The sequence below is a fragment of the Streptomyces filipinensis genome (genome assembly GCF_014649495.1).
Lineage (GTDB): Bacteria > Actinomycetota > Actinomycetes > Streptomycetales > Streptomycetaceae > Streptomyces > Streptomyces filipinensis.
The window spans coordinates 446,389-468,563 of the sequence record NZ_BMTD01000003.1 but is presented as its reverse complement, the minus strand read 5'-3'; the positions used below and the strand labels follow the sequence as shown (position 1 = coordinate 468,563).

Sequence of the window (22,175 nt, the reverse complement as noted above, 5' to 3'; positions counted from 1 at the left end):
GCGGCATGGGTGACCTTCCGGGATCAGCTGTGACGGGGGCCCCGGCCGGGCGGTGGGGTGAGGGGGGAGCGGTACGTGCCGGACCCGGCCTCGGTGAGCGGGGTCTTCAGGGACAGGCCGGCGCCGGCCATGCGGTCGTACTCGGTGAGGACCAGACGCTTGGTGCGGTACTCGCCGAACGCGGCGATCTCGTTGTTCCTCAGCCCGCCCGACTCCGTCCGGAAGGACTCCAGGACGTAGTCGGTGTCCTCGCGGGAGATGCCGTACAGATGGAAGAAGTACGCGTCCAGCTCGCCGCGCAGCTGCGCGCGGCGGTCCTCGTCCCACCGGAACGGTCCCCCCTCGTCACCCAGGTCCCGGGCGAGCGGCGTCATGTCGTGGGCGGTGTGGACGAGTTCCACGACACGGGGGAGAAGGAACGGCAGATGGGGTGCGAGGGCGTCGGGTGTGGGCACGGGGAGCTGCTTCCAGATGAAGAGCCCCATGCTCGTGCCGCCGATCTTCTGGCGGCTGATGAAGTCGAAGACCAGGGAGGACTGAGCGGCGACCAGCGCCGCGACCAGGGAAGGGGCCACGCGCGGCATCATCAGGGGGAACTTGTGACCGACGGCCGTGCGCGGGAGGAAGGCGGGGATGGCGGTGCGCTCGTTCGTCGAGGCGGTGACGTCGCACCAGCCGCAGAGCCAGTCGCGGTCCCAGCCCTCCTCGGCGAGACGCGGCTCGATCCCCTTGACGTGGACGTCCCTGGAGTTGCGGCGGGCGGGCACCGTGCCGTCGCGCTGGATCCAGTGGAGCGGCAGCGCCCGCCGCCCGGGATCCCGCAGCTCCTCGGCGGACAGGTACCTGGGCTGGTTCTGACGGGTGACGGCGGTCGGGCTCTTGACCACGTCGGCGGCCCGGTGGTTGAAGAAGTCCACCATCTTCGCCTCGTACAGCGGCAGCATCCGCTCCCCGCCCCGCTCGAAGACGTTGCCCCGCAGCTCCCAGCCCTCGCCTTCGAGCCGCTCGCGGCCGCGGAAGAGGTCGGAGTCGTCGGTCATGTCGAACAGGCGCTTGAAGGCCATGCCCCACGGGTTGCCGTCCCGGCGTCCCTCGTGCCACAGCACCGGCAGCCGCCGGTACACGGCGGCCGTGATGTCCGCGTCGCGCTGCGTGCGGAACACCGGGAGCGTGCCCGTGTTCGGGTTGATCCGGGCCAGGTCCTCCGGGTCCAGGGCGAACAGCCGCCGCGGGTCTTCCAGATCCGTGATGTCGGACAGGAAGAAGCCGACGCGGCTGGCGTCCGCGCGCGCGGCGCGGCCGGTCAGGGAGAGCAGACAGAACTTGTAGCGGGAGTCCACGCCCTCGAACCACTTGCCGCCCCTGGGCAGCGCGGGCGACTTCGGGCGGCGGTTCTCGAAGTCGTACAGCGACGCCAGGACCCCCCGCCGGGTGAAGTCGCCGAACAGGTACTGGGAGCCCGCGCCGGTCGCGACCGCCGTCGGCAGGATCAGACCGAACCGCCCCTCGGGGGCGGCCACGCTCGCCATCCGCTCGGCGAACAGCGTGTCCGTCTGCAGGGAGTTGACCCCCTTGACCGTCAGCCCCTTCGCGCACAGCGGGAACACCCCCGAGTCCCCCGCGAAGTGGAACGTCCCCTTGACCGCGCGCCGCGCCTCCCGGTACCGCCTGCCGGCCTCCGGATGCTCCCGCTCCCACTCGGCGATGCGGGTACGGCGGGCAGTGCCGGAGATCTCCGCGATCTCGGGGGCGACCACGCTGAAGTACTTCTTGTCCTCGAAGTCGACCTTGTCCCAGGGCGGGTTGCCCACCACGCACGAGAACCCGCCGGCCCACCCCGTCACCGGGTCGACCGCGCCCGGGCCGGCCGACGCGTCGCCGTCCTCCGGGACCCGGAAGATCTCGGGGAACTCCAGGTGCCAGTGGAAGAAGGCGTACTGGTCGCGCAGACGCACGATCTCGTCGTGCGTCGAGCGTGGCGCCGCGTCGGCCCCGGGGTCCTCCAGCCCCCGGAACACCTTGTGGGTGACGGCCGGCGGCGCGTCCTCGCGCTTGACCCACACGAACGCCGCGCACCAGGCGTCCGCCAGGTGCAGGGCGTGCAGGTACTCGGCCGAGGTCGACCAGTCGCGGTAGGCGGCCTCCTTGCGGCGGACGTCGGTGAGGCTGTCGGCCGGGGACGCGGTGATCCGGCGCAGCCCGCGGGCGAAGGAGGCGTTGGCGACCTTCGTCTCCGTCTCGACGTCGAACAGGCCGCCCTGACCCCCGCGTTCGAGGGCGTTGCGGTGCAGCAGCGACCGCGCCCAGGCCTCGTCGTCGCCCTCGGCCTTCTTGAACGCCCGGTCCGGGATGCCGTCCCGCAGCAGGGCCGGGGTCGCCCCGACGAGGCCGTTGCCGTGCCTGATGCGGGAGTCGAGGAAGCCGAGGGGGCGGCCGGGCTCCATGGCCTCCAGCCAGAGGGAGACCTTGGCCAGCTCGACGGCCATGGGGTTGAGGTCCACGCCGTACACGCAGCGCGCGACGACCTCGTGCAGGGCGTGCCGCACGGCCCCGGCCGTGGGCTCGGGGTTGCGCTCACGGACGGCCGCCACGCGTTTGGCGATACGGCGGGCCGCCGCCACGAGGAAGTGGCCCGACCCGCAGGCGGGGTCGCAGACCGTGAGGGACAGCAGCTCCTCGACGATCGTGTCGGCCTCGGGGCGCCCCTCGGCGCTCGCCCGCCGCTGCCCGCGCCGGACGGCGTCGTCCATCACCGGGTTCAGCGTCGAGTCGAGCAGGGTCTCGGTGAGCGCGCTCGGGGTGTAGTAACTGCCGGTCCTCTTACGGTCGTTGCCGATGCGGTCGACCAGTTCGAAGGTGCGGTCGGCGGCGCTGTGCTTCGGCACCAGCTCCAGCAGCGCCTCGTACACCGAGCCGAGTTCCTCGGCGCCCATGTGCAGGTAGTCGACGGGACGCCAGCGGGCGGAGCCCGCGTCGCGCACCCGCGCCAGCTGCTTGACGGCCTCGAAGAGATGACGGTTGGCCAGCCGCGCACCGCGCAGCGGCCCGTCGGCGGGGGCGCTGTCGAAGAGGCCGCCGAGGCCCCGCAGACCCAGCTCGGGGCGGCCATCCTCGGAGCCCAGCGCTTCGATCAGCAGCTCCAGGGCGCGGTACTCGTCGTCGTGGTTCGTGCCCAGGCGGCGCAGGGCACGGCGGCGCAGCCGGGCCGTGGAGAAGTAGCGGGCGAAACGCTCGCGGGTCCGTTCGTCCGCCCCGGGATCCAGCAGGGCGTCCCGGTCCTCGGCGACGAAGAGGAAGATCATGCGGTACACGAGCCGCAGCAGCGCCGTCTGGAAGGCGTGGACGTCCAGGCGCTCGCGGAGCGCGGTGTTGTGCGGGTGGCTCAGGAACCCGGTGCCGAGGACGGTGAGGGCCGCCTGGACGCCGTCGCGGAAGTGGTCGAGCGCCCGGCTGCCGGACTCGATGGCGACCGTACGCCACTTCTCCAGCCGGCACGCGGAAGCCGCCGCCCCCTGCGGCACCGTGAACCGGGAGGCGTGCAGCACGCAGTACAGCAGCACGAACTCGCTGAACAGCTCACCGTCGAAGAGGGCCTCCAGGTCGAACTCGACGTAGGCGGCGGTGGCGAAGGACGAGGAGTCGCGCAGCAGGCGCAGCCGACGGCCGTTGGAGAGGACCGCCCACAGATGGGCCTCGGTGCGGTTGAGGCAGTCCTGGAGCATCGACTGCGCCGGGACCTGGCCGGAGGCCGGGCGCTTGTCCAGCTCCTGGTTCCAGGGGATCAGGTGGACCAGCGCCGGGCCGTGGCGGTGCGAGACAGGGAACCGCTTGTCCGGATCCGAGTCGGCCGGGATGCCGTCCGTACCGACCTCCGTGAGCGCGCCGAAGTCCAGTTTGCGGAAGAGCTGGGCGAGCCAGTCGCTGCCGGCCCGGCCGGTGGGGTCGGCGGCGGGCGCTCCGGTGACCGGGTCGGAGGGCAGGGCGGCGCGCAGGTCGCGCCAGAGCGGCTTGAGGTACTCCCAGGCGCGCTCGGCCTCCTCGCGCACGGGCACCGAGGCGGGCAGGCCGTAGTCGGCGGGCTGGGTGCCCGGCAGGTTCCGTGCCTCGGCGATGCGCAGCAGGATGTCGGCCGGGAGCAGGCCGCCGACCGTGGTGACGGCGGTGAAGGCCAGGGCGGTGCGAGGGGCGGCGGGCATCAGGCTTGGGCTCCGGACACGGTGGCGGCGGGGGAGACGGGCGCGGCGGGCGGCTGCGGGAGGTAGAGGTAGACGCCGAGGACGTCGGCGGGCTCCTGCGGGACGACCTTCAGGCCACGGACGATCTCCTCGTTGGCCCTGCGGACCCGGCGGTGCGAGGCGTCGAGTTCGGCGGCCAGACGGGTGCCGTACCCGGTGAGGTGCGCGGTCAGGTCCGGCAGACCGTCCAGGGCGCGGGTGATGTGGTTGCGGGCCAGCTGCTCGTGGGTGTTGGCGGTGGCACGGGCCGCGAGGAGCGCGGTGGCCGCGTCGTCGTCCAGCCAGCGGGCACGCGACGGCATCCCCTCGAAGGCCAGCAGCCGGGCGTCCTCGGCGACCAGCTGCCGTTCCCCGGTGCGGGACGGGAGGGTGAGGTGGAAGCGGTACCGGACCAGCAGGAGCGTGGTGCGGGTGGCGACCGCGTCCGTGGTGACCACACCGCAGCGGCGGGCCGGACGGGGCCCGGGGGTGCGCGCGTCCAGCGCGGAGTCCAGGACGTACGAGGCGAGGGCGCCGACCGCCGGATCGGTGCGGACCAGAGCCGCCTCGCCGCGGGCGATCGCCGCGGTGGTGCGGAACGGGATCTCGCGGTCCTCCTCGACGAGCCGGCCGCCGACGGCGGCGGCGAGCGCGTCCCGCAGCCCGGCCGGGGCGCCGCCGACCTGTGCGGTGAAGTCCCCGGTGCCGTCACGCGCCTCGCGCACCAGCGCGTCCAGCTCCCGCAGCGCCTCCAGGGCGAAGCCGCGGACCTCCGCGGCGCCACCGAGCGCGGCCCGTACGGCGGCGACCTCACGGGCCACCTCCTCCGGGTGGATGGCACGCTGGGCGTACTTGGAGCGGGACGTCCGCTCGCGCTCGGCGGCCGAGGTCCACTCGCGCTCGATCCGGTCGAACGACTCCTGGTGCCCGGGCAGTTCGAACAGGCTCTCCTGGCTGCCCTGCCGGCCGTGCAGCAGCAGCCATTCCACGACGGCGTCGGTGACGCCGGAGGCGGTCTCGTCGGGGACGGAGACGGAGATGCCCAGGTCCTTCTTGATCTGCCGGTGCTTGGTGAACAGCACGTCCAGGACCTTGCCGTCGATGCCGTTGTCCTCGCCGTACATGGTGATGACACGGACCTCGTCGCGCCGTTGCCCGTACCGGTCGACGCGGCCCTCGCGCTGGTCGTGGCGGGTCGGGTTCCAGGCCAGGTCGTAGTGGACGACGGCGTCGAAGCGGTGCTGGAGGTTGACGCCCTCGGAGAGGCAGTCGGTGGCGATGAGCACGCGGCGGACGGCCTCCTCGGCGGCCTCCTCGGCGGACTCGGCGGCGAGCTGCTCGATGCGTTCCAGGCGCTGCTGCGGGGAGAGGGTGCCGGTCACGGCGGCGATCTTCGTCTTCTTGCCGAGCTTTCCGTCGAGCTGCTCGGCGAGGTAGTCGGCGGTGGGGATGTAGCGGCAGAAGACGATCGGGTGGTAGCCGTCGGCGATCAGGTTCTTCAGATGCCGGGTGAGCGCCTTCAGCTTCGCGTCCTCGGCCGGCCCGACGAGCCCTTCGGCCCGCTCGGCCAGTGCCCGCAGCCGGGCGCCCCCGTCCTCCGTCTCGGCGGCACCCGGCGCGACGTCCATGCCCTCCAGCCGGTCGTTGTCCGCGGAGTCGGCGGCCACCGGGGCGCCGAGCACGTCCGCCTCGCGCGCGGTGCGGGCGGCGGCGGACTCCGAGCGGGTCCTCAGCGTCTGCGCGGCGGCCGCCGGCGAGGAGACCATCGAGCGCAGCAGCGCGATCACCGACCACCAGGCGATGCGGGCCTCCCGCTCGCCCTGCTCCCCGGCCGCCTCGACGCGGTCCCTGGCGTAGCCGATGGCGTCGTCGAGCAGCGCCCGGTAGGCGGGGGTCAGCTTGTACGGCTCGTCCTTCGTCCAGCGCACGGCCGGGAAGGCGGTCCGCTCGGCCAGGGAGTCGTCGGCGAGGCCGTTCTCCTTGGTGAGGTAGTCGCGGACGTCGGCGCGCTTGCGGGCCACGAAGTGCTCGGCGAGCCGGGCACGCCCCGCCGTGGACTCCAGGTCCACGTTCGCCAGTTCGGGCCGCACCAGGCCGAGCAGGTTGCGGAACGCGGACTCCTTGCCGGAGTGCGGGGTCGCGGTCAGCAGCAGCAGATGACGGTCGGTGTCGGCGGAGATCCTCCGCAGCAGGGCGTGGCGGAGCTGGTTCGAGGAGGACGCGCCGCCCGGCCCGGCCTCGTCGGCCGCCACACACGTGTGGGCTTCGTCGACGATCACCAGGTCGGGGCAGTGCCGTACGAAGTCCTCGCGGTGCCGGGCCGACTTGATGAAGTCAGTCGAGATGACCGTGAACGGATGCTTGTCGAACAGGGACTGGCCCAGTTCCAGGCCCCGCTCCAGACGCGACACGGTGGACGCCAGGACCAGTTCGGCGTCGATGCCGAACTTCTCCCGCAGCTCGCTCTGCCACTGCTCGGCCAGTGCCGGGGAGCACAGCACGGCCAGCCCGGTCGCCTCGCCCTGCGCGAGCAGCTCCTTGGCGATCAGCCCCGCCTCGACCGTCTTGCCGATGCCGACGTCGTCCGAGACCAGCAGCCGCACGGTGCGCTGCCGCAGCGCCATCAGCAGCGGGACCAGCTGGTAGGCGCGGGGTTCCACGGCGATCGACGCCAGGGAGCGGAACGGCCCCGCACCCGACCGGAACCCGATGCGCAGCGCCGTGCGCAGCAGACCGGCGGCCCGCTGGTCACCCAGGTCGGCCGGGCTCGGCGCGGCGAACTCGGCGGCACGCACGTCCTCGAACGCGGGGAAGACGGCCGCGATGTCGTCCTCGCTCCCGCCCAGCGGGCGCAGCACCAGCATGTCGGGGGCGCTCTCGGGCAGCACCACCCATTCCCGGCCGCGGGCGGCGACCAGCGAGCCGGCTGTGTACGTGAGGCTCATGAGATCTCGGTTCCTGGTGGTCGGCGGTGGTCGGCGGTGGTCGGGGCGGTCAGCGGAGGCGGAAGTAGGCGGCGTTGCGGTCGGCGATGGCGTCCCAGTCCGCGTCCGTCGAAAAGCGCAGCACGTCCCAGCCGGCGTCCTCCAGGCGGTACCCGGCCTCGATGTCACGGCCGACGGCGGCCGCACGCCCGGGTACGTCGACGAACACGGCGAGGCGGGCACCGTCGAGCCGGAACACGAGGTCCGGGCACGCCTCCTCCTCCGGGACGAGGGTGTGGACCTCGTCCGGCAGCCGGTAGCCCTTCGCCCTGAGCCAGCCGAGCAGGTCGCCGGCCGCGACGAGAGCGGCCAGGTCCGTCTCCACCGGGGTCGGCGAGGTGCTCCGGGACGCGGTCTTCCCGGGACCTGCCGCCGGGGCCAGCCTGCGGAAGCGCTCGCTGCGGGACTCGCCGCGGTCCTCCCGCTCGGTACGGGCGCCGGCCAGCCGCAGCAGCAGCGGGCGGGCCGCGTGCCGGCTCAGCCGGCGGTGGTGCGTCTGGTTGGCGTACGTCAGCAGGCAGGCGTAACAGCCGCGGGCGCACTTCTCGTCGTCCGCCGGCCCGCCGCGGTCCTCGCCGGTGTCCGGGTCGAAGTGGCAGAGCTCCAGGGCCGTCCGGGCGGCCCGGGCGAGGGCGTCCCTGTCGTGCTGGATCCGGCGCAGCACCCCGGCTCCGCCCTCGGCGGCCTCCGTGAACAGCATGCGGCCGCGCGGACCGTCGTCCGGGGGCAGCAGCTCCCCGGTCAGTTCGGAGTCCTCCAGCTCGAACGCCGCCTCGATGCCCCGCTCCAGCGCGTACAGGAACGACAGGGCCACCGGCTCGGGCTGCGGCTCGTCCAGGGTGACCACGAGGATGTTGCGGCGGTCCTCCACATAGGGCAGGACCCGCTTCTTGCGGCGCTTGTCGTTGCCGTCCTCGTCGACCACCGGCATGCCGGCGTCCTCGATGGCGTCGGCGGCGGCCCGGTCGTTGAGCCAGCGGCCGTCGCCCAGGTCCAGCCAGTAGCCGTCCGGCTCGCCCTCCTTGGCGCGGACGCGGCCGAGACTGGTGATGCGGACGGTGGCCGAGTCGCCGTAGTCCAGGTCGAGGACGGGCGCACCGCCGGCGTCGGTGACGTGAGAGGTGAGGCGTCCCCTGCGGGAGCCGTGGTCCTGGAAGGCGTACGACGTCTCCAGGCGGAAGCCGGCCCGGCGGCGCTCCTCCTCGTCGGAGGAGATCCGCTCGCGCGGCGTGGTGTACACGGTGTGCAGGTGGAGCAGGCCCGTGCGCTTGCCCCGCAGTTCCGCCCCGCACATCGTGCAGGTGTCGGTGCCGGGCTTGACGGCGTGGTGGTAGCCGCAGCCGGCGCAGCGCCTGGCCTCGGTCGTCGCCAGGTCGCCCGAGGCGTCCGGCGGCAGCTGCACCCGGGTGACCTGGTAGCGGGCGCCCTCGTGGTAGATCAGCGCACCCGGGCCGAACTCGCGGATCGCGAGGAACCGGGGACGCTGCAGATAGTCGCCGTCGGCGCTGCGGCGGTTGCCGGATCGCGGGATGTACGCGGCCAGCGGCAGCCGCGGGAAGCTGTAGCCCGGCAGGAACCCCTCGGACGCCAGATAGCGGTACGGATTGAAGTCGCTCATCACCGACTTGCTGTCGACGGAGCGGTTCAGCAGCAGGTTCGTCCGGGTCTCGGCCTCCCGGCGCCGGGTGCGCGCCCGGCTCTGCTCCCCCTGGGACAGGGTGTGGTCGACCACGCGCCTGTTCTGCTCGTACTGGTCGATGACGGCCGCCCGGAACAGGTCCCGCCACCGGTCGAAGGAGGCGTCGAACTCCTCCGGGGCCCGCTCGATCCGGTCCTCGATCCACTCGTCGTACCACCAGGTGGTGCAGCGGAAGTCCGCGATCAGCGGGGCGAGGACGGTGCGCGCGGCGGCGACCGCCCGCCCGCGGGCGTCCTCGTCCAGGGACAGGTCACGGATGTGGGGGAGGAGCGGCAGCGGCATCCGCGGATCGGGGCGGTCGCCGCCGTCGGGGTCGTAGGCGACGTCGATGACGTCCGGGACCGCGGTACCGAGCTTCACGCCGGTCTCCGCGAGCCAGATGCCCTGCAGGTGGGAGCGGACCAGATCCTCGTTGGCGAGGTCCAGACGCGGCGGCGCCACCTGTCCCGACACCATGTCCTGGGAGTGGCGGAAGTAGTACTGGTCGTGGCTGTTGCCCGTGGCGCAGTACGTGGTCACCAGGGCCGGCTGGCCGGAGCGGCCCGCCCGGCCCGAGCGCTGGGCGTAGTTCGCCGGGGTCGGCGGCACATTGCGCATCAGCACCGCGTTGAGCGAGGAGATGTCCACGCCCAGCTCCATCGTCGGCGAGCAGTACAGCAGGGGCAGTTCGGCGTCGCGGAACTGCCGCTCGCGCTCCAGCCGGTCCTCCGGAGTGACCTGCGCGGTGTGCTCCCGCGCGACCAGACCGGCCAGTTCGGCGGCCGCGGTCCGGTACAGGTCCCGGAAGAACGGGTTGACGCGCGGGCCCTCGCCGCTGGTGTAGGTGCGCGCCAGCGGGTCGACCGCGCCGCGCTCGCCGTCGCCGGCCCGCCAGATCAGGGCGGCCGCCGACACCCGGTAGCCGGTGCGCTTCGCCGCCGTACGACGGCGGTGGGCCGGGCCGGAGCGTTCGGGGGCCGCCTCCACCTCGCGCACCAGGTCGGCGTCCCGCAGCACCTTCAGCAGGTCCTCGATGACCCGCTGGACGTCCTCCAGGGCGAGGCGGCGCAGTCCGGGCAGGTTCCGCTGGAGGTACCTGCCGAACTTGCCGCGGGCCGACAGGAACAGCGCGGAGCGCTCCATCCCCGGCCGTGAGCCGTACGGATAGGCGGTGCCGACGGCCGGCCGGTCGCTCTCGCCGAGCACCCACGGCCCGGTCAGGCGCTCTTCGCTCGCCCGCTGCAAGGTGTCGAAGTCGTCGCGGAAGTACTGCACATCGATGGCGAGGGCGCGCCGCATGAAGTCGAGCAAGGTCCGGGTGACCTCCTCGCGCAGTGCTGGATCGGCGTCGCGCAGTGCGGCGTGCGCGGGCTGCCAGCGTTCGGGGTGGGCGGCGATCCAGCCCAGATCCTCGTAGCCGATCCGCAGCAGCCCCGTCTGCTCCAGGTTCGGCATGGTGATGCGCCAACCGCGCTCCAGATCGCGGTAGAGGCGGTACCCCACGACGTCCCGGAACGCCTTCGTGGCCCGGCGCTCCATGGACGGAGCCAGGTCGGTGCCGGCCGCGTACTCGCGGGGCGTCAGGCCCATCACCTCGGTGACGGCCTCGGCGAGATCGTCGTGGCGCAGCCCCTCCTCACCGGCGCGCACCGCTGCCTGGTAGAGGGCGCCGCGCAACTGCGTCACCTGGGCGAAGTCGTTGAAGTGCCCGGCCTGCAGCGAGGCGTCCTGCCGGTTGTCGACGAAGGTGAGGAGCTTGCGCGCCTCCTTGCCGAGGCTCTCCTCGGGCACCGCCCGCAGGGACCGCACGATCGACGCGGAGATCAGCGAGGTGGCGGAGGAACGCCCCTCCTGGTCCAGGGTGGCCAGTTTGGCGAAGTCCCGGCCGCGCGTCTGCTCGTAGGAGACCTGGCAGTGCACGCAGAACAGGAACGGCGCCGGGACGAACGCCGCCACCAGCCCCTCGCCCGACTCGTTCCCGTGGGCGTCCACGACGACGCGCTGGGGCACCCGCGGGCGGTAGGACTTCCTGACGGCCGTCACACCCTGCCCGTCCGGCTCCAGCCACGACTCCGGCAGGCGTCTGTCGTCCACGGCCTTCTGCGGATCGGCCGGCCACTCGTAGTCCTCGCCGGGCATGCCCAGGTACAGGTAGCCCTCGCCGTCGCGGCCCCCCGAGGCGGAGGTGTCCCGGCGCGGCTCGTACCGGAACGCGCCGCCCTCCCCGGTGCGCCAGACGGTCAGGTACTCCTGGCCGCACTCACGGCAGAACGCCAGCGGGAACAGCGGCTTTCCGTCGCTGTCCGGCTGCTCCAGCTGGTAGGTGCGGGTGAGCGGCCGGGTGAGCGGGTCCTCCAGCGTCGTGTAGACGGTGTCGCCCTTGGAGAGGAACTGGTGCAGCCGGAACGCGAACAACGGCCGTCCGGTCACCGGATGCTTGGCCTGCGCCCCCGCCTCCAGGGTCGCGCGGATCGCCTCGCGCACGCTCTCCTCGGCCACCTCGGACCCTGCGGCGAGCTCGGCCGCGGCCGCCTCCAGCGTGCCCGGGGCGCAGCGGCGCAGCCGCCCGGTGCCCCCCTCGCGCTCCAGCCCGAACCGGGACTCCACCCAGCGCGCCAGCGGGTCCGCCACCAGTGCCTGGTACGAGCGGGGCGCCGCCGGCACGCGCAGCCGCTCGGCCGGCACGGTCGCGGGGGCCTCCCCGGTCGCCCGGACCAGGGTCTCCCCGATGACGCGCTGCGGCAGCACCGTCGTACCGAAGAGCCGGCCGGCGACCCTGGCCGCCTCGCGCTGCCGGTCCTCCCAGGAGCCCTCGGTGGACAGCGTCGCCGAGGTGCCGATGCACTGCAGGGTCGCGGAGGCCTTGCAGGCCTCACGGACCCGGCGGATCAGGAACGCCACGTCCGCACCCTGCCGGCCCCGGTAGGTGTGCAGTTCGTCGAAGACGAGGAACTGCAGCCCTTCGGCCATGCGGATCAGACTGGACCGGTCGTCCGGCCGGGTCAGCATCAGCTCCAGCATCACGTAGTTGGTCAGCAGGATGTCCGGAGGGTTCCGGCGCAGTTCCCGGCGTTGTTCGTCGGACTCCTGGCCGGTGTAGCGGGCGAAGGTGACCGGCTCGCGGCCCGCCCCGAAGCCGTGCCGCAGATACTTCTCCAGCTCCATCAGCTGCGAGTTGGCCAGCGCGTTCATCGGGTAGACGACGATCGCGCGCACCCGGCCGCCCGCGCCGGGCCCCGCCGCCTGACGCTCCCTCAGCACGCGGTCCACGATCGGGACGATGTACGCCAGGGACTTGCCCGAACCGGTGCCCGTGGTCAGGACGTAGGAGTCGCCCGCCTGCGCGGCCTCGATCGCCTGCCGCTGGTGGAGGTGGAAGGTCAGGGGCCGGCCGTCCGGGCGCGCCGAGGTCTCCGTCTTGCCGGCCTGGAAGATCTCCGCGCACCGGGGGTGCAGCACGCCGTCCCGCACGAGGTCGGTGACCTGACCGCCGTCCGCGAAGAACGGGTTCAGTGACAGCCACGGGTCGGGCCACTGCGACTTCGCCGCCAGGTCGTCCTCGACGAAACCGGCGATCCGGGCGTCCCGGATCACCGTCGCACTCCTGGTGAAGCTCTCGTACTCGCTGATCAGGCCGGCATGGATGCCGAAGACATCCATCGCCTCGGGCAGGCGGGGCTCCCTGCGCGGCACGGGTGCCGGCGCGGCCGGGGCGGGCTCGGGGAGCAGGGCGTGCAGCCGCGCCACCGGGTCCGTCGCCTGCCAGTGCGGGGCCAGGAGGGCGGCCGTGCCGTCCGGTGCGAGGGCGAGCGGCACCAGCGCCTCACGCACCAGGGCGGCGTTCTCGGGCCGGAGTTCGGGGTCCTTCTCCAGGAGGCGGTCCACCAGCCGGACCAGCTCGCGGGGCAGGTCCGGGCGCACCAGGGTGAGCCGCGGCGGCTGTGCGCGCTGGTGCTGTTCGCAGAGGTCGTAGGCGGTTCCGGCCGTGAACGGCGGCCGTCCGATCAGCAGCTCGTACAGGATGCAGCCGAGCGCGTAGAGGTCGGCCGGGGCGAGGACCCGTTCGGCGCGGAACTGCTCCGGTGCCATGTAGCGGGCGGTGCCGACACCGACGCCCGTGCTGGTCAGCCGCGTCTGTTCGGGGTCGCCGACGACCGAGCCCATGCCGAAGTCGAGGATCTTGACGGTGCCGTCGCGGGTCAGCATCACATTGGCCGGCTTCAGGTCGCGGTGGACGATCCCGGCGGTGTGCGCGGCGGCGAGGCCGGCGGCGATCTGCGCCCCGACGGCGGCGGCCCAGGAGACGGGGAGCTGGGGTTCCTCGTCGACGAGGTCCGTGAGCGGATGGCCGTCCAGCAACTCCATGGCCAGGTAGGGCAGGCCGCGGCCGCCCGGCGTCCGGTCCACGCCGCCGTCGATCAGCAGGGTGAGGTTCGGGTGGCCCCGGGAGAGCATGCGCATGATCCGCACCTCGCGCCGGAAGCGGTCGATCTCCTTGCCGGGCCCCGAGGCGTCGTCGGAGGCAGCGGTGCGGCCGCGCAGCACGGTCTTGACGGCGACCTCCCGGTGCGGGGAGTCCGGTGCGGCCCGGAGGTCCTCGGCCCGGTGCACCTCGCCCATGTTCCCGCGCCCCAGGATCCCCGTGATCCGGAACCGTCCGTCGACCGTCTCCACGCCCACTGGCCCTCCCGGCGCGTGCAAGGCGGGCACCTCCCGCTACGTCCCCGCCAGGAGCGTATACCTTCACGTGTTGACGAGGCTCACGCCTTTGCGTTGACGTTGTCAACGGACGCCGTGCCGGTGTGCTGCCGGGCGGAACACGGCCACCGCGCCCGCTTCCGGCCGGCGTGGGAGCGGGGCGGGCGGGTGCGGCGGACGGTTCCCGGCGGGGGGGCCGGCCGACGGGCCGGGCGACGGTCAGATGTCCCGGAAGATCTCGATCTGCGCGCCGATCGAGTTCAGGCGCTCGGCCAGGTCCTCGTAACCCCGGTTGATGACGTACACGTTGCGCAGGACCGAGGTGCCCTCGGCCGCCATCATCGCCAGCAGGACGACCACGGCGGGGCGCAGGGCCGGCGGGCACATCATCTCGGCGGCGCGCCAGCGGGTCGGCCCCTCGACCAGGACCCGGTGCGGGTCGAGGAGTTGCAGCCGGCCGCCGAGGCGGTTGAGGTCCGTGAGGTAGATCGCGCGGTTGTCGTAGACCCAGTCGTGGATGAGGGTCTGGCCCTGCGCCACCGCCGCGATGGCCGCGAAGAACGGGACGTTGTCGATGTTCAGGCCCGGGAACGGCATCGGGTGGATCTTGTCGATCGGCGCCTCCAGCTTGGAGGGCCGGACGGTCAGGTCCACCAGCCGCGTACGGCCGTTGTCCGCGAAGTACTCGGGGCTGCGGTCGTGGTCGAGGCCCATCTCCTCCAGGACCGCCAGCTCGATCTCCAGGAACTCGATGGGGACGCGCCGCACGGTCAGTTCGGACTCGGTCACCACGGCGGCGGCCAGCAGGCTCATCGCCTCGACCGGGTCCTCGGAGGGGGAGTAGTCCACGTCCGCGTCGATGTTCGGCACACCGTGCACGGTGAGCGTGGTGGTGCCGATCCCCTCGACCTTGACGCCGAGGGCCTCCAGGAAGAAGCAGAGGTCCTGGACCATGTAGTTCGAGGAGGCGTTGCGGATGACCGTCACGCCGTCGTGGCGGGCGGCGGCCAGCAGCGCGTTCTCGGTCACCGTGTCGCCGCGCTCGGTCAGCACGATCGGGCGGTCGGGCCGGACCGTGCGGTCGACCCGGGCGTGGTACTGACCCTCCGTGGCCGCGATGTCCAGGCCGAACCGGCGCAGCGCGATCATGTGCGGCTCGATGGTCCGCGTGCCCAGGTCGCAGCCGCCGGCGTAGGGCAGCTTGAAGTGGTCCACGCGGTGCAGCAGCGGACCGAGGAACATGATGATCGAGCGGGTGCGTACGGCGGCGTCCGCGTCGATCGCCGCCATCTCCAGCTCGGCGGGCGGCACCAGTTCCAGGTCGACGCCGTCGTTGATCCAGCGGGTGCGCACGCCGATGGAGTTCAGCACCTCCAGCAGGCGGTACACCTCCTCGATCCGGGCGACCCTGCGCAGCACCGTCCGCCCCTTGTTGAGCAGCGACGCGCACAGCAGCGCGACACAGGCGTTCTTGCTGGTCTTGACGTCGATGGCGCCGGACAGCCGACGCCCGCCGACGACGCGCAGATGCATCGGACCCGCGTAACCCAGCGACACGATCTCGCTGTCCAGGGCTTCACCGATTCGGGCGATCATCTCAAGGCTGATGTTCTGGTTCCCGCGCTCGATGCGGTTGACCGCGCTCTGGCTGGTGCCGAGTGCCTCCGCGAGCTGGGTCTGTGTCCAGCCTCGGTGTTGCCGGGCGTCACGGATGAGCTTGCCGATGCGTACGAGGTAATCGTCTGCCATGAGGTTGAGGTTATCTCAGATATGAGATGGTGCTCGTTTGGGGGGTCCGTTCGGGTGACGGGCGTGACGCCCCGTCAGCGGCGCCTGGCCGCAACGGTGTGAGTCAGCCGGAGGGATCTGGGCAAATCGGCCGATGTCGTAGGACACTCGGTTACCCGGGCAACCCCTGTCCATGCGTATCCCTCTCTGTTCCCGAAGGGGGATACACATGAGGACCAGGATGCGCCGGCGGCTCGTCGCCGCGCTGCTCGTCGGCTGTTGCACGCTCGTCTCCTGCGGGACGAAGCGCGCGGACACGGCCCGGGACGACTCGCCGGCACCGCGCTCGACGGTGATCGACAAGGCGTGCGACGTCGAGAACCCTCCGCAGGACACGAATGACGACCAGGGGCTCCCGGACACGACGACCGACGACCAGGGGCTCCCGGACACGACGACCGACGACCAGGGGCTCCCGGACACGACGACCGACGACCAGGAACTCCCGGACACGACGACCGACGACCAGGAGCTGCCCGACACGACGACCGACGACCAGGGGGCGCCCGCGGGGGACACCACGGAGGACGGCGCGGACGTGCCGGGGGCCGGTCCGCACCGCTGGTTCTCGATGGCGCGCGAATTCCGCGCGTACCTGATGGCGAGCGCCCCGAAGGGGGATGCCGCCATCGCCGCCCATGTCACCCGGGTCTGCGTCCGCACGCCCGACGACAGCGGTCGCACGGAGGCCGACGTGTGGGTCGACTATGGCGTGTGGCAGGACGACGAGCTGAACGACGCCGCCAAGGCGTTCGTCCACTGGCGGCGGTCCGTGTACGGCGACCACGGCCATGTGACGGCCCTGGCCCCCGCCAAGATGGACACCGAGCTGAGCTGGTAGCCGCCGCCGGAGCGGACCGGGTCGGGTGCGGACCGGTCGGGTGCGGGCCGGGTTGGGCATGACCATCCAGCGCCCATGTACTAGTGTTATCTCGACATCGAGATATCTGCCGAGGCGCACCGTAGCCGCCACTCCAGTAAGGCTTACCTAACTTAGCCTGACCTTACTGGTTCGGCCAAGCCGGCGTGGCGGCACGATTGACGGTGGTACGCGCACATCAATGAAGGAGACTGTCGTGTCGGCGAACAGCTTCGACGCCCGCAGCACGCTGCAGGTGGGCGACGAGTCGTACGAGATCTTCCGGCTGGACAAGGTGGAGGGCTCGGCCCGCCTGCCGTACAGCCTCAAGGTCCTGCTGGAGAACCTGCTCCGCACGGAGGACGGCGCGAACATCACCGCCGACCACATCCGCGCCCTCGGCAACTGGGACTCCCAGGCCCAGCCCAGCCAGGAGATCCAGTTCACGCCGGCCCGCGTGATCATGCAGGACTTCACCGGCGTGCCCTGTGTCGTGGACCTCGCCACGATGCGTGAGGCCGTGAAGGAGCTCGGCGGCGACCCCGCCAAGATCAACCCGCTGGCGCCGGCCGAGCTGGTCATCGACCACTCCGTCATCGCCGACAAGTTCGGCACCAACGACGCCTTCAAGCAGAACGTCGAGCTGGAGTACGGCCGTAACAAGGAGCGCTACCAGTTCCTGCGCTGGGGCCAGACCGCCTTCGACGAGTTCAAGGTCGTCCCGCCCGGCACCGGCATCGTCCACCAGGTGAACATCGAGCACCTGGCCCGCGTCGTCATGGTCCGCGACGGCAAGGCCTACCCGGACACCCTGGTCGGCACCGACTCGCACACCACGATGGTCAACGGCCTCGGCGTGCTCGGCTGGGGCGTCGGCGGCATCGAGGCCGAGGCCGCCATGCTCGGCCAGCCGGTCTCCATGCTGATCCCGCGCGTCGTCGGCTTCAAGCTCACCGGTGAGCTGCAGCCCGGCACCACCGCCACCGACCTCGTGCTCACGATCACCGAGATGCTCCGCAAGCACGGTGTGGTCGGCAAGTTCGTCGAGTTCTACGGCGAGGGCGTGGCCGCCACCTCCCTGGCCAACCGCGCCACCATCGGCAACATGTCGCCGGAGTTCGGCTCCACCGCCGCGATCTTCCCGATCGACGACGAGACCCTGAACTACCTGCGCCTGACCGGCCGCTCCGACCAGCAGGTCGCGCTGGTCGAGGCCTACGCCAAGCAGCAGGGCCTCTGGCTGGACCCGAAGGCCGAGCCGGACTTCTCCGAGAAGCTCGAACTGGACCTGTCCACGGTCGTCCCGTCCATCGCCGGCCCGAAGCGCCCGCAGGACCGCATCGTCCTCGCGAACGCCGCCGAGCAGTTCAAGCTGGACGTCCGCAACTACGTGGACGACATCGACGAGGCGGGCAAGGAGTCCTTCCCGGCCTCCGACGCCCCGGCCGTCCACCCCAACGGCTTCCCGTCCAACCCGGTTCCGGTCACCGCCCCCGACGGCACGACCTACGAGCTGGACCACGGTGCGGTGACGGTCGCGGCCATCACCTCCTGCACCAACACCTCCAACCCCTACGTCATGATCGGCGCCGCCCTCGTCGCCAAGAAGGCGGTCGAGAAGGGCCTGACCCGCAAGCCGTGGGTGAAGTCCACCCTCGCCCCGGGTTCGAAGGTCGTCACCGACTACTTCGAGAAGGCCGGCCTCACCCCGTACCTGGACAAGCTGGGCTTCAACCTCGTCGGCTACGGCTGCACCACCTGCATCGGCAACTCCGGCCCGCTGCCGGAGGAGGTCTCCAAGGCCGTCAACGACCACGACCTCGCGGTCACCTCGGTCCTGTCCGGCAACCGGAACTTCGAGGGCCGTATCAACCCCGACGTCAAGATGAACTACCTGGCGTCCCCGCCGCTGGTCGTCGCCTACGCCATCGCGGGCTCCATGAAGGTGGACATCACCCGTGACGCCCTGGGCGCCGACCAGGACGGCAACCCGGTCTACCTGAAGGACATCTGGCCCTCCGAGGCCGAGGTCAACGACGTCGTCGCCAACGCCATCGGCGAGGACATGTTCTCGAAGTCGTACCAGGACGTCTTCGCCGGCGACGCCCAGTGGCAGGCGCTCCCGGTCCCGACCGGCAACACCTTCGAGTGGGACGCCGAGTCGACCTACGTCCGCAAGCCCCCGTACTTCGAGGGCATGCAGCACGAGCCGGCCCCGGTCTCCGACATCATCGGCGCGCGCGTGCTGGCCAAGCTGGGCGACTCGGTGACGACGGACCACATCTCGCCGGCCGGCGCCATCAAGGCCGACACCCCGGCCGGCAAGTACCTCACCGAGCACGGTGTGGAGCGTCGTGACTTCAACTCCTACGGCTCCCGCCGAGGCAACCACGAGGTCATGATCCGCGGCACGTTCGCCAACATCCGCCTGCGCAACCAGATCGCGCCGGGCACCGAGGGCGGCTACACCCGCGACTTCACCCAGGCCGGCGCGCCGGTGTCGTTCATCTACGACGCCTCGCAGAACTACCAGGCCGCCGGCACCCCGCTGGTCATCCTGGGCGGCAAGGAGTACGGCTCCGGCTCGTCCCGCGACTGGGCCGCCAAGGGCACCGCGCTGCTCGGCGTCAAGGCCGTCATCACCGAGTCGTACGAGCGCATCCACCGCTCGAACCTCATCGGCATGGGCGTGCTGCCGCTGCAGTTCCCTGCGGGCCAGTCGGCCGACTCGCTCGGCCTGACCGGCGAGGAGACCTTCTCGATCGAGGGCGTGACCGAGCTGAACAACGGCACGACCCCGAGCACGGTCAAGGTCACCACCGACACGGGCGTCGAGTTCGACGCGGTCGTCCGCATCGACACCCCCGGTGAGGCCGACTACTACCGCAACGGCGGCATCATGCAGTTCGTGCTGCGCAACCTGATCCGCAAGTAAGCGGCACAGGGCGGTCGAGGGCCGCGTCCCCGGTACCGGGGACGCGGCCCTTCGCCGTGCCGTGACCAGGTCATCGCCCCGGCTCAGGTGGAACACAGCCTTCTCCCGGCGGACCGGCACAGCGAGGAGCCGTCCCGGGCTGAGGCCCGCCTGCCGGCCGGCTCAGTCGACGAGGAACTCGCCCAGGTCTGGCATGTCTGGCATGTCCGGCACGGCCAGTTCGGCCCAGATCACCTTGCCCTGGTCCGTGTAGCGGGTGCCCCAGCGCTCGGCCAGCTGCGACACCAGGAACAGACCCCGGCCGCCCTCGTCGGTCGTCGCCGCGTACCGCAGATGCGGCGAGGTGCTGCTGGCGTCGGCCACCTCGCAGATCAGCGTGCGGTCATGGATCAGCCGCACATGGATCGGATCGGAGCCGTAGCGGATGGCGTTGGTGATCAGCTCGCTCAGCACCAGTTCCATGCCGAAGCCCAGCTCGGACAGGCCCCACTGCTCCAGCTGGCCGGAGACGGCGGCGCGCATGCCCGACACGGCGGCGGGGTCGCGCGGCACGTCCCAGTCGGCGACCTGGTCGGCCGGCAGCGCCCGGGTCCGCGCGATCAGCAGCGCCACGTCGTCCACCGGCCGCTCGGGCAGCAGCGCGTCCAGCGCCGCCTGGCAGCTCTCCTCCGGCGTCCGCTCGGGGTGACCGGCCAGTGCCCGGCGCAGCAGCTCCATGCCCACGTCCAGGTCGCGCGTACGGTCCTCGATGAGCCCGTCGGTGTACAGCACGAGCTGGCTGCCCTCGGGAAGGTCCAGCTCGGCCGTCTGGAACGGCATGCCGCCCAGGCCCAGCGGCGGCCCGGCCGGCACGTCGGGGAAGGTCACGCTGCCGTCGGGGTGGATCAGTGCCGGCGCGAGGTGCCCGGCGCGGGCCATGACACAGCGGCGCGTCACGGGGTCGTAGATCGCGTACAGGCAGGTGGCGCCCACGATCTCCCCGGCGGTCTCCGGAGAGGCCTCGTGCTGGTCGATGCGGCCGACCAGGTCGTCCAGATGGCTGAGCAGCTCGTCGGGCGGCAGATCGAGGGTGGAGAAGTTGTGCACCGCGGTACGCAGCCGGCCCATCGTGGCGGCCGCGTGCAGACCGTGTCCGACCACGTCGCCGACGGCCAGCGCCACCCTGCTGCCCGGCAGCGGGATCACGTCGAACCAGTCGCCGCTCACTCCGGACTGGGCGGGCAGATAGCGGTAACCCACGTCGAGGGCGCTCTGCTCGGGCAGCGTGCGCGGCAGCAGGCTGCGCTGGAGGGTGACCGCGAGGGCGTGCTCACGGGTGTACCGGCGGGCGTTGTCGATGCTCACCGCGGCCCGGGCCACCAGCTCCTCCGCCAGCGACAGCTCCTCGTGGTCGAAGGGCTCGCGTTTGGACCGCCAGAAGTTGACCATGCCGAGCACTTCGCCGCGGGCCTGGATGGGGGCGGTGACCAGCGAGTGGATGCCGAATTCCACGATCTGCCGGGCGCGCTCCGGGTCCTGTGCCTGCCAGTCCTGCGCGCTCGACAGATCGGTCACCAGCTCGGAGCGGCCGGCGTCGTAGCCGCGCGCCTGGGGGGTCGAGGGCAGGAAGTCGATCAGCCGGCCCTTCTCGTAGAGCGGATGGTCGTCCCGGATGCCGCCCACGGCCACACGCCGCATGTCCGTCGCCGTGGGGCCCGGCTCCTCGCCGTGCAGGACGGCGTCGGCCACGTCCACGGTGACGAAGTCGGCGAAGCGGGGGACGGCGACCCGCGTCAGCTCGTCGGCCGTACGGACCACGTCGAGGCTGGTGCCGATGCCCAGCCCGGCGTCGTACAGCAGCTCCAGGCGCTCCCGCGTGACCTCCGCCCGGCCCGACACCGCCTGCAGCTCGGTGGAGTCGCGCAGGGTCACCACGATGCCGCCGGGGCACCCCGCGCGGTCGGTGGGCCGCTGGTTGACGGCCAGCAGACGGCCCCCGGCGAAGTGCACCTCGTCGCCCGCCTCCCGGCCGGAGACCAGCAGCTCCGTCATCGCCGGGTCGAGGCCCGGCAGCTCCCGCACGCTGCGCCCCTCGACGTCGGAGGGCAGCTCCAGGAGCCGCCTGGCCTCGTCGTTGGCGAGCAGGATCCGCTCGTCGGCGTCGACGATGAGCACGCCCTCCCGCACCGAGTGCAGCACCGTGTCGTGGTGCTCGTACATGCGGCTCATCTCGTCCGCCGCCAGGCTGTGCGTCTGCCGCCGCAGCCGCCGGCCCACCAGCGCCGTACCGCCGGTGGTGACCACCAGCGCGCCGGCCCCGGCGGTCAGGATGATCGGCAGTTGCCGGTCCACCGCGTTGGTCACGTTCTTCACCTTCAGCCCGGCGGAGACGAGGGCGGTCACCCTGCCGTGGTCGTCGTCGATGGGAACGGTGGCCTGGACCTCGTGGCCGAGCGGGCCGTGGACGCTCTCGGTGTAGACCTTCCCGGCCAGCGAGGGTCCGATCCGGCCGACGAAGCGGTGACCGATCTTGCTGGGGATGGGGTGGGTGTAGCGGATGCCCTTGGTGTTCATCACCACGATGAAGTCGACTCCCGCCGACTTGCGCCCCATCTCGGTGAGGGGCTGGAGCACCTTGGACGGGTCCGGGGTGCGCAACGCCTGGAGGACGCCGGGAGAGTGCGCGAAAGTCTGCGCCACGGCTATGGAACGACGCCTGGCCTCCGTGCCGGTGTCGCGTTCCGACTGCAGGACGAGTGCGAGGACGCCGCAGACCACGAGCAGCACCACCAGCGCGACCTGGAGAAGGAAGACCTGGCTGGCCACGCTCCGCGGGCTCCGTTGGACCATGGAACGCCATGACTTACGCCTGAATCGGGCGAAACAGTCCGACATGCGGCATTTCTAGCACCGGTTGCACGCGTTGACTATGCCGGTCCACGAGATGGACGCCACATTTCATCGCCCCGCAGGTCACAGGACCCGTGTTGAGCAACAGGCGTCACGCCTGCATCGCCCGGGTGTGCCCTGGTGGAGGTGC

The 22,175-nt window shown here is 71.9% G+C and carries 7 protein-coding genes; 2 read left to right on the top strand and 5 right to left on the bottom strand.

What is annotated here, in order from left to right:
- Window positions 1–23: 23 nt before the first annotated feature.
- The 4 genes from IE244_RS10505 to IE244_RS10490 form a co-directional block, all read right to left on the bottom strand.
- Window positions 24–4,196 (bottom strand): Eco57I restriction-modification methylase domain-containing protein, encoded by a 4,173-nt coding sequence (locus IE244_RS10505; RefSeq protein ID WP_191872750.1) that lies wholly within the window; start codon window positions 4,194–4,196, stop codon window positions 24–26.
- Entirely contained in the window at window positions 4,196–7,159 is a 2,964-nt protein-coding gene (locus tag IE244_RS10500; protein ID WP_191872748.1) for a DUF8741 domain-containing protein, read from the bottom strand. The genes IE244_RS10505 and IE244_RS10500 overlap by 1 nt, the downstream gene beginning before the upstream one ends.
- A 49-nt stretch (window positions 7,160–7,208) precedes the next feature.
- Window positions 7,209–13,556, bottom strand: coding sequence for a protein kinase domain-containing protein (locus IE244_RS10495; protein ID WP_191872746.1), 6,348 nt, complete (start codon window positions 13,554–13,556; stop codon window positions 7,209–7,211).
- Window positions 13,557–13,793: 237 nt separating this feature from the next.
- A complete protein-coding gene (locus tag IE244_RS10490) occupies window positions 13,794–15,323 on the bottom strand; it encodes a helix-turn-helix domain-containing protein (protein WP_191872744.1) in 1,530 nt (509 codons plus the stop codon).
- A gap of 208 nt (window positions 15,324–15,531) precedes the next feature.
- Here IE244_RS10490 and IE244_RS10485 point away from each other — a divergent pair, with 208 nt between their 5' ends.
- Complete coding sequence (locus tag IE244_RS10485) at window positions 15,532–16,203, top strand: hypothetical protein (protein WP_191872742.1); 672 nt, start codon at window positions 15,532–15,534, stop codon at window positions 16,201–16,203.
- Window positions 16,204–16,438: 235 nt separating this feature from the next.
- Window positions 16,439–19,156, top strand: a complete 2,718-nt coding sequence (gene acnA, locus IE244_RS10480) for an aconitate hydratase AcnA (RefSeq protein WP_308436257.1) — start codon at window positions 16,439–16,441, stop codon at window positions 19,154–19,156.
- Window positions 19,157–19,318: 162 nt separating this feature from the next.
- Here the strand turns inward: acnA and IE244_RS10475 are convergent, their stop codons facing one another.
- Window positions 19,319–21,985: a SpoIIE family protein phosphatase gene (locus IE244_RS10475; RefSeq protein WP_191872738.1), complete on the bottom strand. Its 2,667-nt coding sequence runs from the start codon at window positions 21,983–21,985 to the stop codon at window positions 19,319–19,321.
- Between the last annotated feature and the right edge of the window lie 190 nt (window positions 21,986–22,175).

Excerpts from the sequence above, each read along its gene's own strand:
- IE244_RS10505 (WP_191872750.1), bottom strand. The coding sequence starts at position 4,196 with ATGCCCGCCGCCCCTCGCACCGCCCTGGCCTTCACCGCCGTCACCACG.
- IE244_RS10500 (WP_191872748.1), bottom strand. The coding sequence starts at position 7,159 with ATGAGCCTCACGTACACAGCCGGCTCGCTGGTCGCCGCCCGCGGCCGG.
- IE244_RS10490 (WP_191872744.1), bottom strand. The coding sequence starts at position 15,323 with ATGGCAGACGATTACCTCGTACGCATCGGCAAGCTCATCCGTGACGCC.
- IE244_RS10485 (WP_191872742.1), top strand. The coding sequence starts at position 15,532 with ATGAGGACCAGGATGCGCCGGCGGCTCGTCGCCGCGCTGCTCGTCGGC.
- IE244_RS10475 (WP_191872738.1), bottom strand. The coding sequence starts at position 21,985 with ATGGTCCAACGGAGCCCGCGGAGCGTGGCCAGCCAGGTCTTCCTTCTC.